This is a genomic window from Pseudodesulfovibrio nedwellii (genome assembly GCF_027923765.1).
Taxonomy (GTDB): Bacteria; Desulfobacterota; Desulfovibrionia; order Desulfovibrionales; family Desulfovibrionaceae; genus Pseudodesulfovibrio; species Pseudodesulfovibrio nedwellii.
Map to the genome: position 1 here is coordinate 539,849 of NZ_AP026709.1, position 12,884 is coordinate 552,732.

Sequence of the window (12,884 nt, forward strand, 5' to 3'; positions counted from 1 at the left end):
CAAGTAAATTTGGTAATTGTCAGGCTATTTTGTCAGTAATGCTTCCGATCCCCGTATCCAGGGTAGAACTGATGGCTTGTTGAATATCGACATCTGTCCCGGTTGAGCTAAAATCTGTTCCGGCTCCAAAGAATTCTTCCGTTCTGGAGGCGACTTCTAATCCGGCGACGGCTTGTTCCATGGAATCCACGCCTCTCGCGTTCATGCCGGAAGCGATTATACTGCTTTCTTCGCCGACGGATTCTGGGCCTGATAGCATGTTGTCCATGGCAATGGACTGTACTGTGTCGGTTGAAATACTGATATCGGACATGGAAGCCTCCGTTGTAATGGAATTCCTTGTCCTGAGTATGCCCCAGTCATTTGGGGGTTGCAAGTTCGTTAGAAAAAGAAAACGCCATAGGCGCCCCGACCTTTCGGTGGGGCGCGAAATATTGGCTTCAGCGTTTGAAAAATTACGACACCGTGTCGAGGAATCCCTGTCCAAAATTCTTGAGCGACTGATTTAATTTAACTAAATCGTCGTCCGGGATTTTACGGATAGTTTTGCCGTCGGAATCAATGATTTCGACTTGTACAGTGTCATTCTCTTCAAGGATGTTGAATTTCAATTTGACGTCATTCGTTTCGAGATGTTTTTCAGCTTCGGCAATGAGTGCTTTGAGTTCATCCCTGGAGTGGGTGTTGGACTGCTTGTCCGCTTCGGAACTGTCGGTTCCATTAACCGCATCAATACGTACTTCAGTTTTTTCATCCTGTGCCGGCGGCTTATCCACTGCCTTCGCTGAAGTTGCGTTCTCCGAACGTAACTCCTGCTTCACATCAATACTGATTTCGGGGATATTCATGGTCTCCCTCCCTGGTGTTACACGAATCATCCCAACCTAACTTGCCTCTTACGTATGTTATCGGCAGAAACTGCGTTATCTTTAGAGAGAAAATTTCATGTCGTCCGTAAAGCGTTGTGTAGCAACAGTAAGGCAATAGCCGTTGACGCTGATACAAATTTTGAATATGGTTCCTATAAATCAAAAACCATGAAATATCAGACGGTTTGTTTAACAAATTTGTTCGTCGACTTGGTTATTTCATGAGATAACCCAAAAGTGTTACTCCAGAGTATTCATGCCGTTTTTATTGAAACACCATTTTGATCCAGATTGGGATCCCTCAAAACTTAGACCAGAAGAACAGGCTGACGGAAGCGTGGACCACCATGAATTGAACTTCGTCAACAATGTTTCGAAGGGTGATGTCATCGCCGAATGGGTTGACATAGAAGAAGGGGAGGATGTTGATCGTCGGTTTGTTTTTGATGATAAAGAGTTTCCGGCCGGGCGTGGAACCGGCCTTAGACAGAAATTCCCCGACACGTTGTTTGCAGCTGTTGATGGGTATGTCTGTTATAAAGAAGGGAAAATTCTTGTTAGAGAGACTCTGACGGTTCATTGGGACATCGATTACCATACCGGGAACGTGGATTTTGTTGGCAACATCTCTGTTGAAGGGTCCGTTCGTTCGGGGTTCACTGTGCGAGGAGTGAAGGTGACCATTGCCGGGCAGGTTGAAGGTGCTCGCATTGAGGCGACCCGTAATCTGAATTGTCATGGTGGCGTCAAAGGCGGTAAAATCGCTCATTTGGAAGCCGGACATGATTTGAAGCTCGCTTACTGTGAATACGCTACACTCATTGCAAAGAACGATATTCTTATCAAGGGAGCGCTTATGCATAGCAACGTCTATGCTGGAAAGCGTTTGGCTGTAGGTCACCGGCTTACAGGCGGAAATATCTGTGCATATGACTATATTTATGTTGGTGGGCAGCTCGGAGGCGGATTAGATACGGATACTTCTCTGGTTATGGGATATAAGCCGTCGCTATTGCATGCAGATGAAGAGTATAACAAGCGTATCAAGAGCCTTCATGATGATATAGCTTCATTTGAAAAGGCATTGAACAAAGGAAACGAATTTCGTGCCGAGTTTAAGCCCAAATTGGAGTCCGCCATCAAGGAATTGGATTTGTTGAAGGCGTTGAAGGTTAAGTTGTGGGACGGTATATACGCTACAGAGCGTCTTGATGAGTGCAAGGTTTTGGTTCCAGGGGTGGTAAAACCTGGTGTTGAGATAAGTATCGGGTCAGCATTTTTGAAAGTAGATGATTTCTTGGAAGATGTGTATTTTTATTATGATAACGATGAAGTAAAAATCGGTGCTTCCACCGAAAAAGTTAAAAGATAGTATATGGATATTGCAACTTTAATAGGCTTGGCTGGTGCGTTTGGACTTGTGGTTACAACCATTTTTATGGGTGGAAACGCAGCTGGATTCATCGATATTCCATCGGTGGTCGTTGTTCTTGGTGGGACGTTTGCCGTTACTTTTGTCATGTTTCCTCTTGGCGTTGTTATCAATGCCATTAAGGTCGGCATGAAGACGTTACTTTTCAAGTCGAATGATCCACTTGAAATTATTCGTCTTATTACGGGATTGGCAGATACGGCCCGTAAAGAGAGTATTATCGCTTTGGAGAAAGTCGCCATCGATGATCCGTTCCTCAAGAAAGGGGTTATGCTCGTCGTGGACGGTTCCAGTGAAGGGCTTGTTCGATCCGTTATGGAGATTGAATTGGAATTCATGAAACAGCGGCATAGACAGGGACAGGCTGTTTTCAAAGGTATGGGCACCATGGCTCCAGCGTTTGGCATGATCGGTACGCTGATCGGTTTGGTTAATATGCTTTCCAATCTCTCAGATCCTTCCTCCATTGGGCCTGCTATGGCCGTCGCACTTCTAACAACCTTTTATGGGGCAGTTATGGCCAACTGCATGTTCCTTCCAATGGCCACCAAGCTAGAGGAGAGATCCACCGAGGATGTTTTGTTCATGCAGATTATGATTGAAGGTGTTTCTTCCCTGCAACGCGGTGATCATCCTTCTGTGGTTAAGGAAAAACTCCAGGCCTTCCTGTCTCCCGCACTGCGTGAGGAAAGCGCGTAATTCTACGTGTGATTCGGAGGTTGTGTGGCTAAACAAGTAAAAGAATTCGTCAAGAGAAGGCCCCCGGATGATCCCCCGGTTGATGAGGGGTTACCTCCGTGGATGGCAACTTTTGCTGACATGATGACACTTCTTTTGTGTTTTTTCGTCTTGTTACTGTCCTTTGCTGAACAAAGCGAACAGAAGTACCGGGATGCTTTGGGCTCGATCAAGGGAGCCTTTGGTGCCAAAGAGATTCGCGCTGTTTCAGAGGATATGGCTCAATTCAATACGAGTAAAACAGCCAAGGACATGGCGGCCGATATATCGCATGATGAACGATTGCTTCTTGGTGTTGTCATGCGGATTAAGTCTCTTCTTGAAGATGACGATATCAAGTTGAAAGAAGGGATGGGGGTGACAGCGGACAGAAATGGTGTTGTGTTTAGTGCCAATTCCGCAGCCCTTTTTGTCCCTGGTTCTGCTGATTTGGCGGATGGTGCCAAGAAAATTCTCGATAATGTTGTGAAAGTTCTCAAGGATTACAAGTTGAATATTGTTGTGCGTGGACATACCGATGACAAACCGGTTTCTTCGCGGAGATATCCGTCGAATTGGGAATTATCAGCAGCCCGAGCAGCCATGGCTTTGAATTATATTATTGATGAGGGTGGTATTGGGATCAACAGGGCTAAAGCTGTTGGTTATGCGGATACCCGTCCGGCAGTTTCCAATGATTCTGATGAAAATCGACTGAAAAATCAACGAGTTGAATTTTATCTTCATATGCCACAACGGGATGCGTGGTAAGGTATGGCCAAACAGGAAGCAATGGAACAACAGGGTGGTGTAAAAGCTGATCCGCCCAAGCCTGATGAAGGGATTCCACCGTGGATGGCGACATTTGCCGACATGGTCACTTTGTTGCTGTGTTTTTTCGTGCTTCTTTTATCGTTTACCAATACCGATGTTACTAATTTTAAAACAATGATTGGTTCTATTCAGGAAGCCTTGGGGGTGCAGTTCGATGATGCTGGCGCCACAGCGGTTCCCTATGCTGATACGAGTTTTTCCGAACGTAAAACTGTTCGTGAAAATAGACAGATTGTCGAACTTGGTGCACGGATCAAGAAGAGTATCCGGGCAAAAGATTTGGTGCATATGGCTCGTGTCAGCAGTGATAAGTCGGGAGTTATGCTTCGTTTAAGTAATCAGGCCATGTTCAACAAAGGCTCTGCGGAACTGACAGATGAGGCCAAGAAGGGGCTCTTCGTGGTTATTAATGCCATGGAAGGGACGAATTTTAATCTTGTCATCCGAGGTCATACGGATGGAGAACGAGTAGAGTCGAAAATATACAGATCCAACTGGGAGCTGTCCGCAGCCCGAGCCGCACGATGTCTGCGGTATATTCTCGAACATTCAAAGATTCCAGCAAATCGCATGAAAGCCGTTGGTTATGCCAGCGCCAAACCCATTCTCCCGAGTACCTCTGAGGAAAACAGACGCATAAATCGCAGGGTCGAATTTTTTTACATGCCACCCGGGCGATCAAAATGGTAATATTTCCAGCAAAAAAGCCCCGCCAATTTGGCGGGGCTTTTTTGCGTCATACAAAGAAAATGGTGGAGGCGGGGAGAGTCGAACTCCCGTCCGAGAACGATCCGTGAAAGCTTCTACAGGTTTAGGTCCGGAATAATATTTCGCCTAGAGGATTGCACCGGGCCAAACAGCCCCTAGACTAGTCCTCTTATTATTTCGCGCCATAGCCAAAGAAACCCAACTATGATGCTAGCCCTATAGTTTGTCGATCCTATCCGCTCATAAGGCGTCGGCGGTAGAATCGTGACACTCTAAGGTGTCATGTAGCAATTCTGCAATTAAGCAGCCATTGCGTAGTCGTAATTGTCGTTTGCAATTATCTTGTGGTCGATTTTTACGAGGCCATCGACCAACCTCGACCTGCGGCCTTGACTTCAACTATCCCCGTCGAAACCAGTGCGCCCCCATGTCAATGAACTAACGGACACAACGTATATAAGTAGTTTGATTGGTTTGGCAACTCAAATCGGGACGTGAAAAAAGAAAAAATGATCAACGTGAAGATCTGTATTTTAAAATAGTATTATTTCAGTGGCTTATTAGTTTTTCTAAGCAATCTCTAGAGTGCGGAATAATCCTGTGAATGTCATGTAAGGAGTATTTCTTATTGAAGGTAGAAGGATGGAGGCAGAATGAGCCGTTGAATAGTTAATCGAGTGTCCGGCGGTATCTTTTCAAGCCGATGACAACAATTATTATCCAGAAAATGAGGATCGGCCAAACATGATGGATTGATTCTTCAAAGTTATTACCTTTGAGAAGGATTCCTCTGATAAGGCGAAGGTAGTGTGTTAGGGGAAGAATTGAACCGACAGCCTGTGCCCATTGAGGCATTCCCCTGAAAGGAAACATGAATCCTGAGAGCAAAAGGGATGGCAGAAAGAAAAATATGGACATTTGAACGGCTTGGAGTTGGTTCTTGACGACGGTCGAGATTGTGACCCCAACAGAAAGATTTGCTCCGATGAAGATCAGGGAGAGAGCAAACACTAATGTAACACTTCCGTGCATGGGTACATTAAATAAAAGGCGAGCCGCCAGAATAATTAATGTTATCTGAATATATCCCACCAGAATATAGGGAATGATTTTCCCAAGCATGACTTCAAGCGGGCTTACAGGGGTGGCAAGTAGGTGCTCCATGGTTCCACGTTCAGATTCTCTTGTAATAGCGAGTGACGTAATCATGACGAGCGTGAGTGTTAAAATGACGCCGATTAGCCCTGGGACAATGTTGTACTGGCTTTCCGCTTCAGGATTGTAATCATTATGGATACGAATATCGACCGGAGGCAGGCTCTGATTGAGTTTAGCAGCTGGTCCTTTGAGTTCTTTGGCGAGGGCCCGTCGGATAATTTCAGGGAATGAACCTGCGGCATTGCCGGTTGCCATCGGGTCTGTTGCATCAGCTTCAAGAAGCAGAACAGGCCTATCATTGCGGAGCAGGTCGCGCTCGAATTGTTCGGGTATCGTAACGACGAATTGGACTAGTCCTTCTCGGATGAGCCTAGTGGCTTCGGCACGAGTTTTTGGATGGTGCGTAATGTCAAAGAAGGTACTTGTTTGCATCCCGGTTATAATGGCTCGGGAGAATTGTGAATTATCCGCAGAAAGCACTGCCGTGGGCAGGTGGCGCGGATCCGAGTTGATGGCATATCCGAAAAGAACCAACTGAATGAGTGGAATACCGATCATCATGGCAAAGGTAAGTCTGTCCCTTCGCATTTGTATGAATTCTTTGCTGACCATTGCAATGAATCGTCTGAGGGAAAAGAAGGTCATTCCAGATCCCCTTTGCTTTGCTGCATCAGGTCAATGAAAACTTCTTCAAGGCTGGTATCTATCAGAGTCCAGTCATAAGGGTGTTTTTGAAATGGTTTGATATCCTTTTCAAGGAGTTCGGCATTTCTGCCACTGACATGAAGTGTGTTTCCAAAGGCAACAACCTGATCAATGTCGGGAAGTGTTTTGAGTTGTTCAGAAAGGGCGTGAAGCGCTCCCTCGCCATTTGTAAGGCTAACGTTCCATGTCGTCAGTTGTGCGTTCTTGATCATTTCTACAACAGTACCAGTCGCGAGAAGGGTGCCATACGCAATATATGCGAGTCTGTGGCATCGTTCGGCTTCATCCATGTAATGTGTGCTGATAAGGGCTGTGATGCCTTGAGAAGCAAGGGTGTGCACTTGGTCCCAGAAATCTCTGCGTGCACCTGGGTCCACGCCAGCAGTTGGCTCATCCAGAAGGAGCAACTTGGGGGAATGGAGTGTGCTGACACCGAGGGAAAGTCTTTGTTTCCAGCCTCCAGAGAGATTTCCTGCCAGTTGCTTTTCAAAGGGACCAAGTCCCATTCTTTCAATACATTCGCCTGCTTTTCGTGTTGGATTGTTTAAGCCAAATACACGAGCCGTGAATTCAATGTTTTCTCTGACAGTCAAGTCTTCGTATAAACTGAATCTTTGCGTCATGTATCCAACATGTGGTTTGATGCGGGCGGATTCATTGATAACGTCATAACCAAGACAAGTTCCAGAGCCGGAATTCGGCTTGAGGAGTCCACATAGCATGCGGATAGACGTTGTTTTCCCTGATCCGTTTGGACCGAGAAAACCGTAAATTTCACCCTTGCGGATTTTCATGTCCAGATTGTTGACAACGGTTTTTGGACCAAAGGATTTAGTCAACCCCTGCACGTCGATGATTATATCAGAGGACATACGATAAGCCGTTAGTTTTATTGAGCAAGTGCGGGGATGGTGATATCGATTGGCTGCCCTGGGTGGAGTTGAGTGGCGTCTTCTCGTGACGATTTACCCTTGAGCATAAAGACGAGTTTTGCTCGACTTTGACTGGAATAGATTACGGGTGGAGTGAATTCGGCCTCAGGCGAAATGTATGAAATTGTTACATCAATTGGCTTTTCGGCTCCGTCATATGTTACGATTGCTTTTTGGCCTTGTTGAATCTTTCCGACGATTGTTTGAGGGACATAGAATCGAACTTCAACATTTTCCGGTGGTAACAAGGATACGACCGGCTGTCCGGGAGATATCCATTCGCCGACTCTGAAAAGGGTATCAAATACGAATGCGGAACTGGGTGCTGAACGTATTTTTTGGTCAAAATTCCATTGAGCCTGATCAAGCATGGCTTGGGCTTGTAGCACTGCCGCCATGGCCGCTCTTATTTCATCACTGCGTGCGCCGAGTCGTGCCGTTGTCAAGTCTGCTGTCATCTGTTTGACCTGTTGAATTTTTTGATCATAGTCACTTTTTGATCTGTCTAGTTCTTCCTGAGAGATCGTTTTTTCGGCGATGAGTTTTACGCGGCGCAAATATTCGATTTTTGCCAAGGCCGCCGAGGCTTTTGCCTGTCTGAGTTGGGCCTGGATTGATGCGATCTCTGATGGGCGCTGTCCTTTTTCAAGGTTGGCGAGATTGTCTTGTGCGCGATGCAATCCGTGTGTGGCTTCATCTACAGCGGCTTTCTCGAAATTTCGCTCTAGAGCAAAAAGAGGGGCGTTTTGGGGGATGGTTTGCCCTCGAGAGACAGAGAGGTCATTGAGAGTCCCTCCAATTGGAGATGCGACAAGAACATATTCTCCTTCAACATACCCCTGAAAGACGTTGGTCGGTCCCTCCGAGCAAGCAGCGATGAGGAAAATAAAGCCGGTAAAGATGAAAAATGTCTTTTTTATCATGGTGTATTAGTTTTGTTGAGTGTGCAACAAAGTACGCCTGTTCGAACAAAAAAACAATCTATCAAGAGAAGAAACCATATTGGTTTTCAGTTTTGAATGTCTGAAAGGCGTGAGGGTTTGAATTGTTTTTAGTCCAACATGCCTGAGAAGGCTTTTACTCAGCGAAAAAAAGAATCCCGTAAATCATTATGATTTACGGGATTCATTTCAATCGTGGTAGCGAGGAGAGGACTTGAACCTCCGACTCTACGATGACCGTTGTAACATGTCACCAACTATCTAATATTATTGAATTTTCCTATGGTATTTCAAAAAGCCTGACTGTAAAAGAACGAATGAATATGTACCAAATGTGTACCAAAATCAGTTGTGGTGGTCAAGTCAGTACAGAATTGGAACACTTTTTTGTATCCATCCAAACCGAAGATTCCTAATTCCAGAATCCGAGAAATTCGAAATTTCAATTTCACCAATGTGGAAAATGGCTTCTCCTGACCGACGACAACGTGATTTAAGGTTTGTTCCTTAGGATACATATGATGGAGTCTCATTAGGCATAGATAATTTATTCAGAAATCCCTTCTAAGGCCTTTTTAAGGAGGATTTGAAGAACTGGTCGAACTTAAATTGTAATCCTTTAGATGGAGAATGGACCTTGTCGGCAACAACAATTCTTGAAATTTACAATGGTAGGGAAATCACGGTCACGGATGGGATGTTGAATCTCACCAGTCTTTGGAAGGCGTGTGGTGGGGAACAGAGGAATAAGCCTACAAAGTGGTTTGCCAATAGCAGCACTTGTAAATTGGTTGAGGCTGTTGGAAAGAAAAAAGGTCAGGATTCTGACCTTACAAAATTTGTTAAGGGTCGTAACGGCGGCACCTTCGCCCATCCCATTATTGGCCTTGCCTATGCCAAATATCTCAGCCCGGAGTTCCATATCTGGTGTAACAAAATCACGGTCACAGACGGGATGTTGAACCTCACCAGCATGTGGAGAGCGTGTAGGAGAAATCAAAACCGCAAACCCGCTGAGTTTTTACGCTGGGAAGGTTCTCAGCGGCTGATAGACGCGGTTGATGAAAAGTTGGGCAAAGTTGGGATATCCCAACTTATCAATATCACCAAAGGTCGCTACGGCGGAAATCAGGTCCATTCTATTATTGGCCTTGCCTACGCCAAATATCTCAGCCCGGAGTTCCATATCTGGTGAAATGAGATTTTGTTGGTAAAGAAATCATCACCACGGACGGGAAGTTGAATCTCACCAGCGTGTGGTGAGGATGTCACTCTGAAGCCCGCTGCTTGGCTTCTCCGCATGATGCTCAAAGGATGTTGGTTGCCTTGCCCTTGAGGGAAAAACTAAAGGTAAGATTATCTTACCTTTAACCAACATCAATCGCCCCCTCGAATGTCTTCGGCTTTCCAAGGTCGGGGAACTGATGAATGCACTATCGTCAAAGAAGAATCCAAAGGCGGGATAATCCCGCCTTTGACCAATATTAAAAAAGGCCGTTACGGCGGCACGTTTGCCCATCCCATTATCGTCACAGTCACGGACGGGATGTTGAATCTCACCAGTCTTTGGAAAGCGTGTGGTGGGGATAAAAGCAATCAGCCCCATGCTTTTCTCCGCTCTCCAGCAACTGAAAAGATAATGATTGCTTTAGTTAAGAAGTCTAAAGCCGTAAATATTACGGCTTTGACCAACATTAAAAAAGGTCGCTACGGTGGAAACTTTGCCCATCCCATTATTGGCCTTGCATATGCTAAATATCTCAGCCCGGAGTTCCATATTTGGTGCAATGATGTTTTGGTGACATGTAACACGCTTAAATAATGAAGTTTTTGTGTTATTCAGAAAAAAGTTTAACTTTCTTCTGAAATCTACTGAAAAATATCTATTCGATGTGACTAATAACATTATCGGAAGCACGAAACGTCAGCAATATTTTAACCGCCTTCCCCGGCATCGGAGAGACATGACCCCATCCTAAGTGAAAAAAGAGGCTAATAGCAATGTGTCATCGGCATAGACCTACATTGTTTTCGTTTTGCTTAAAAAATTAGACCATCCGCATTTTGATCGGACTTTAGTAGTCTCTGAAGTTCAAACAAACCGACATTTGAAGAAAAAAAATTGCAAGAAGGGGAAAGCATCTTGTTGTAACGGGTCTTTTTTTGCGCAAAAAAAAATGAAAAACGTCATAAGCGTCTCTGAATTGGTCAGGGACGGAAACATCAAAAAATATTAAATAAATGAGTAATGCTCATATGGAGAATTCAATGATAAAGAATATGGATTTAACGAGAAAAAATTTATGGAATTTGAAGCCATTCCCGTTGCAGCCCAGTGTATGGAAAAGAAAAAAACAGATGCGAGAATTGATTATTGAAACTAAAATTGACCTTCGCATTATTCGCCATCGGATTGAGAATCTATTGGATTATGATCCGATGGCAACGGCTCTTTGCTATGGTGGACAGACTGGGAGGGCTGCATAATGATAAATTATGAATTTTGCGAAATGATGAATGTGGCAGAGGCGCGGAATGATATACTGTATGGAATGCCTATAAGACATGCTGAGAATGTTTATGGAAAGCACTTGCAACAAGGTTTCTACGCCAAAGACATTGTAGCGATTGAATACGATGGGAATGAAGATGGTTGGATATTTGTTTTTACAAATGAAAATATTGAAGATTGTTGGGCTCTAAAAGTGATTGGAAGTGGGCCTGATGATTTTGTTGAGATTACCAATATCCCTGACGAAATCTTGAGCATTCTCAGTTATAATTATAATAATTCTGGTTCCTAATATCTAGGCTTGATGGAAAAAAGAATATGAATTTTATTTTGGCCTTTATAGATGTTGCAGAAAGAGTCCAACGAATGACTATTGCTGTTGAGTATGCCTTGTCAGAAAATAGTTCCATGGTTAGGGCAGACTCTCTCGAATACATTAATAAAATAACTGATATTATAGATATGGCTCAGCCGATAGTGGGTTGGATGGAGAGGGCGTTTGCAGAAATTGATGCGGTCAAAATTCGAATGAAAACGCTTCTGGAAAAACACTATTCTCCTAATTCGTTTTATGAAGCCGCTTAATATTAAAATATAAATTCAACTTATAACTTCTATTGGTAAAAACTACCCAGATATCCTCGTGAAGGCGATTGAGAGTTAAAGATTAATGGGGCAGCGTATTCGTTGTTTTTACGTTGCCTCATTTTTAATTTAGCAGTTCAAAATAGCCCAAAACGGAAAAAGTCAACACTTCGAAATCGTATAATACTATGAAGAGAGTAAATATCTGGTTAAACAAATCCAGAAAAAGTTTTCTTCAATAACCCAAAAAAGAATAATTCAACACTCCTGTTTCGTATAAGAGAGTAGGAAGACTATTTGTTGAACAACTCCCAAAAGAATAAATTCCAGCGAAGTTCGAACTAATGCGAGGCGCGTAGCAGCCGAGTGAGAGTTCGACTCGTAGGTGGGCGAAGGCGCAGCCGCCCAGCTACGAAACATCTTCAATATTAATCAAAACACTTCAAGATTGAGGCTCTCCGCTTCGCTCCGATCCTTTCGCCCTCCCGGCGGGGAACGAATTCTTCACGTCCAGAGCTTCGCTCTGGCCTGAATTCGTCGTGAGCTTCGCCTTACTGGGGTGTTCAGATTTAAAACTTTTAAGAAAGGAACATATGGATAAAATTGATCAAATGTTAAAGGACTTAGAATCCAAAATCTTTTCCGATAATGCCGACAGGATATTCGCCAAAAGGCAACACCAGTATTGGAACGGATTCAAAGAGAAAGACCTTTTGAAGATTGTCCAGAAACAAATCAACAGATGCAAAAAGGAACTCACTCAGACAGGAATGTTCGCCAAAGATGAAGACCTCAAAGACCTTGTTTGGGCTTGTGTCGGGCGATGTAGTCTAAAGTACGACCCAGCTAAACCGGTCAAGTTTACAACTTACCTTCATACCGCAGTTGATAACGCCATAAAGGATATGAAGAATGACATCGCCAAAAGAATGAAAGGCGGTTCCTATGGTTCTGAAGAAAAGGTTTTTGACCATGATTATCAAATTAAAATACCGGTGCCTCACGCAAGATTTATTGACTATCTGGAGAAATACACCGGCCAGTCAAAAGCTGAAATTTTGAGAAGCATAATGTGCTGGATCATGTTCTATCTACTGGAATCCACACAGAAAGCGGCTGTAGACTTTGAAGAGGAATATTCTCCCGAAATATATTCCGAAGTCCTGCATGAATTTACAGAGAAATATCAACCAGCAAAGAAGACCAACAAATCCCGTGGATTTCATTTTGATGGAATCTCCATTTTAAACAAATTGCTGCGTCAATCGAAAATTTCGCCATCGAAATTCATGACAGCGGCAATTGAATTTTATTTGAAAGGAATCCAACACACAGTCGAAAACGAAGGGTTGGAAGCGGCAAGAGATACCGCTTTAACAATGCCTTTGTTTCGAGAGGCAATGGATATTCATTTTACAAATCAACTCTCCTAACTGGTGACCTTCCGGCTCGGCTGGAAAGTCGAGCAAAACGGCATCGTGAATGCCATCC

Annotated in this window: 15 protein-coding genes and 1 other RNA gene; 10 read left to right on the forward strand and 6 right to left on the reverse strand. The window is 44.1% G+C overall.

Going from position 1 to position 12,884, the window contains the following annotated elements:
- Positions 1-19 precede the first annotated feature (19 nt).
- Together SYK_RS02585 and SYK_RS02590 are read right to left on the reverse strand one after the other, a co-directional pair.
- The gene (locus SYK_RS02585; RefSeq protein ID WP_281762060.1) at positions 20-313 is read right to left on the reverse strand and encodes a hypothetical protein; all 294 of its coding nucleotides are present in this window, start codon (positions 311-313) and stop codon (positions 20-22) included.
- Between the two features lie 142 nt (positions 314-455).
- Positions 456-848, reverse strand: a complete 393-nt coding sequence (locus tag SYK_RS02590; protein WP_281762061.1) for a flagellar protein FlaG — start codon at positions 846-848, stop codon at positions 456-458.
- A gap of 277 nt (positions 849-1,125) precedes the next feature.
- On the opposite strand from SYK_RS02590, the gene SYK_RS02595 reads away from it, so the two are divergent.
- From SYK_RS02595 to SYK_RS02610, 4 genes are read left to right on the forward strand one after another with little or no spacing between them, the layout of a single operon-like run.
- Positions 1,126-2,241: a flagellar assembly protein A gene (locus SYK_RS02595; RefSeq protein WP_281762062.1), complete on the forward strand. Its 1,116-nt coding sequence runs from the start codon at positions 1,126-1,128 to the stop codon at positions 2,239-2,241.
- Positions 2,242-2,244: 3 nt separating this feature from the next.
- Complete coding sequence (locus tag SYK_RS02600; RefSeq protein ID WP_281762063.1) at positions 2,245-3,000, forward strand: motility protein A; 756 nt, start codon at positions 2,245-2,247, stop codon at positions 2,998-3,000.
- 24 nt (positions 3,001-3,024) lie between these two features.
- Positions 3,025-3,789, forward strand: a complete 765-nt coding sequence (locus SYK_RS02605; protein WP_281762064.1) for an OmpA/MotB family protein — start codon at positions 3,025-3,027, stop codon at positions 3,787-3,789.
- A gap of 3 nt (positions 3,790-3,792) precedes the next feature.
- Positions 3,793-4,542, forward strand: coding sequence for a flagellar motor protein MotB (locus SYK_RS02610; RefSeq protein ID WP_281762065.1), 750 nt, complete (start codon positions 3,793-3,795; stop codon positions 4,540-4,542).
- 60 nt (positions 4,543-4,602) lie between these two features.
- On the opposite strand, the gene ssrA is transcribed toward SYK_RS02610, so the two are convergent.
- From ssrA to SYK_RS02630, 4 genes are all read right to left on the reverse strand, one after another.
- Positions 4,603-4,987: a transfer-messenger RNA gene (gene ssrA / locus SYK_RS02615) on the reverse strand.
- 242 nt (positions 4,988-5,229) lie between these two features.
- Entirely contained in the window at positions 5,230-6,363 is a 1,134-nt protein-coding gene (locus tag SYK_RS02620; protein WP_281762066.1) for an ABC transporter permease, read from the reverse strand.
- Positions 6,360-7,295 carry an ABC transporter ATP-binding protein gene (locus tag SYK_RS02625; RefSeq protein WP_281762067.1) on the reverse strand — a complete coding sequence of 312 codons (936 nt, stop codon included), beginning with the start codon at positions 7,293-7,295 and terminating at the stop codon, positions 6,360-6,362. The genes SYK_RS02620 and SYK_RS02625 overlap by 4 nt, the downstream gene beginning before the upstream one ends.
- Before the next feature lie 17 nt (positions 7,296-7,312).
- The gene (locus SYK_RS02630; protein WP_281762068.1) at positions 7,313-8,278 is read right to left on the reverse strand and encodes an HlyD family secretion protein; all 966 of its coding nucleotides are present in this window, start codon (positions 8,276-8,278) and stop codon (positions 7,313-7,315) included.
- Positions 8,279-8,882: 604 nt separating this feature from the next.
- Between SYK_RS02630 and SYK_RS02635 the strand changes: the two genes are divergently transcribed.
- The 6 genes from SYK_RS02635 to SYK_RS02660 all read left to right on the forward strand — a co-directional run bounded on the left by SYK_RS02635 (position 8,883) and on the right by SYK_RS02660 (position 12,826).
- On the forward strand, positions 8,883-9,491 hold the full coding sequence (locus tag SYK_RS02635) for a KilA-N domain-containing protein (protein WP_281762069.1): 609 nt from the start codon (positions 8,883-8,885) through the stop codon (positions 9,489-9,491).
- A gap of 279 nt (positions 9,492-9,770) precedes the next feature.
- Complete coding sequence (locus SYK_RS02640; RefSeq protein ID WP_281762070.1) at positions 9,771-10,118, forward strand: KilA-N domain-containing protein; 348 nt, start codon at positions 9,771-9,773, stop codon at positions 10,116-10,118.
- Positions 10,119-10,564: 446 nt separating this feature from the next.
- On the forward strand, positions 10,565-10,783 hold the full coding sequence (locus tag SYK_RS02645) for a hypothetical protein (protein WP_281762071.1): 219 nt from the start codon (positions 10,565-10,567) through the stop codon (positions 10,781-10,783).
- Positions 10,783-11,100: a hypothetical protein gene (locus SYK_RS02650; protein WP_281762072.1), complete on the forward strand. Its 318-nt coding sequence runs from the start codon at positions 10,783-10,785 to the stop codon at positions 11,098-11,100. Before SYK_RS02645 ends, SYK_RS02650 begins: the two co-directional genes overlap by 1 nt.
- A gap of 26 nt (positions 11,101-11,126) precedes the next feature.
- Complete coding sequence (locus SYK_RS02655) at positions 11,127-11,393, forward strand: hypothetical protein (RefSeq protein WP_281762073.1); 267 nt, start codon at positions 11,127-11,129, stop codon at positions 11,391-11,393.
- Positions 11,394-11,986: 593 nt separating this feature from the next.
- Positions 11,987-12,826 carry a hypothetical protein gene (locus tag SYK_RS02660; RefSeq protein ID WP_281762074.1) on the forward strand — a complete coding sequence of 280 codons (840 nt, stop codon included), beginning with the start codon at positions 11,987-11,989 and terminating at the stop codon, positions 12,824-12,826.
- Positions 12,827-12,884: the final 58 nt, after the last annotated feature.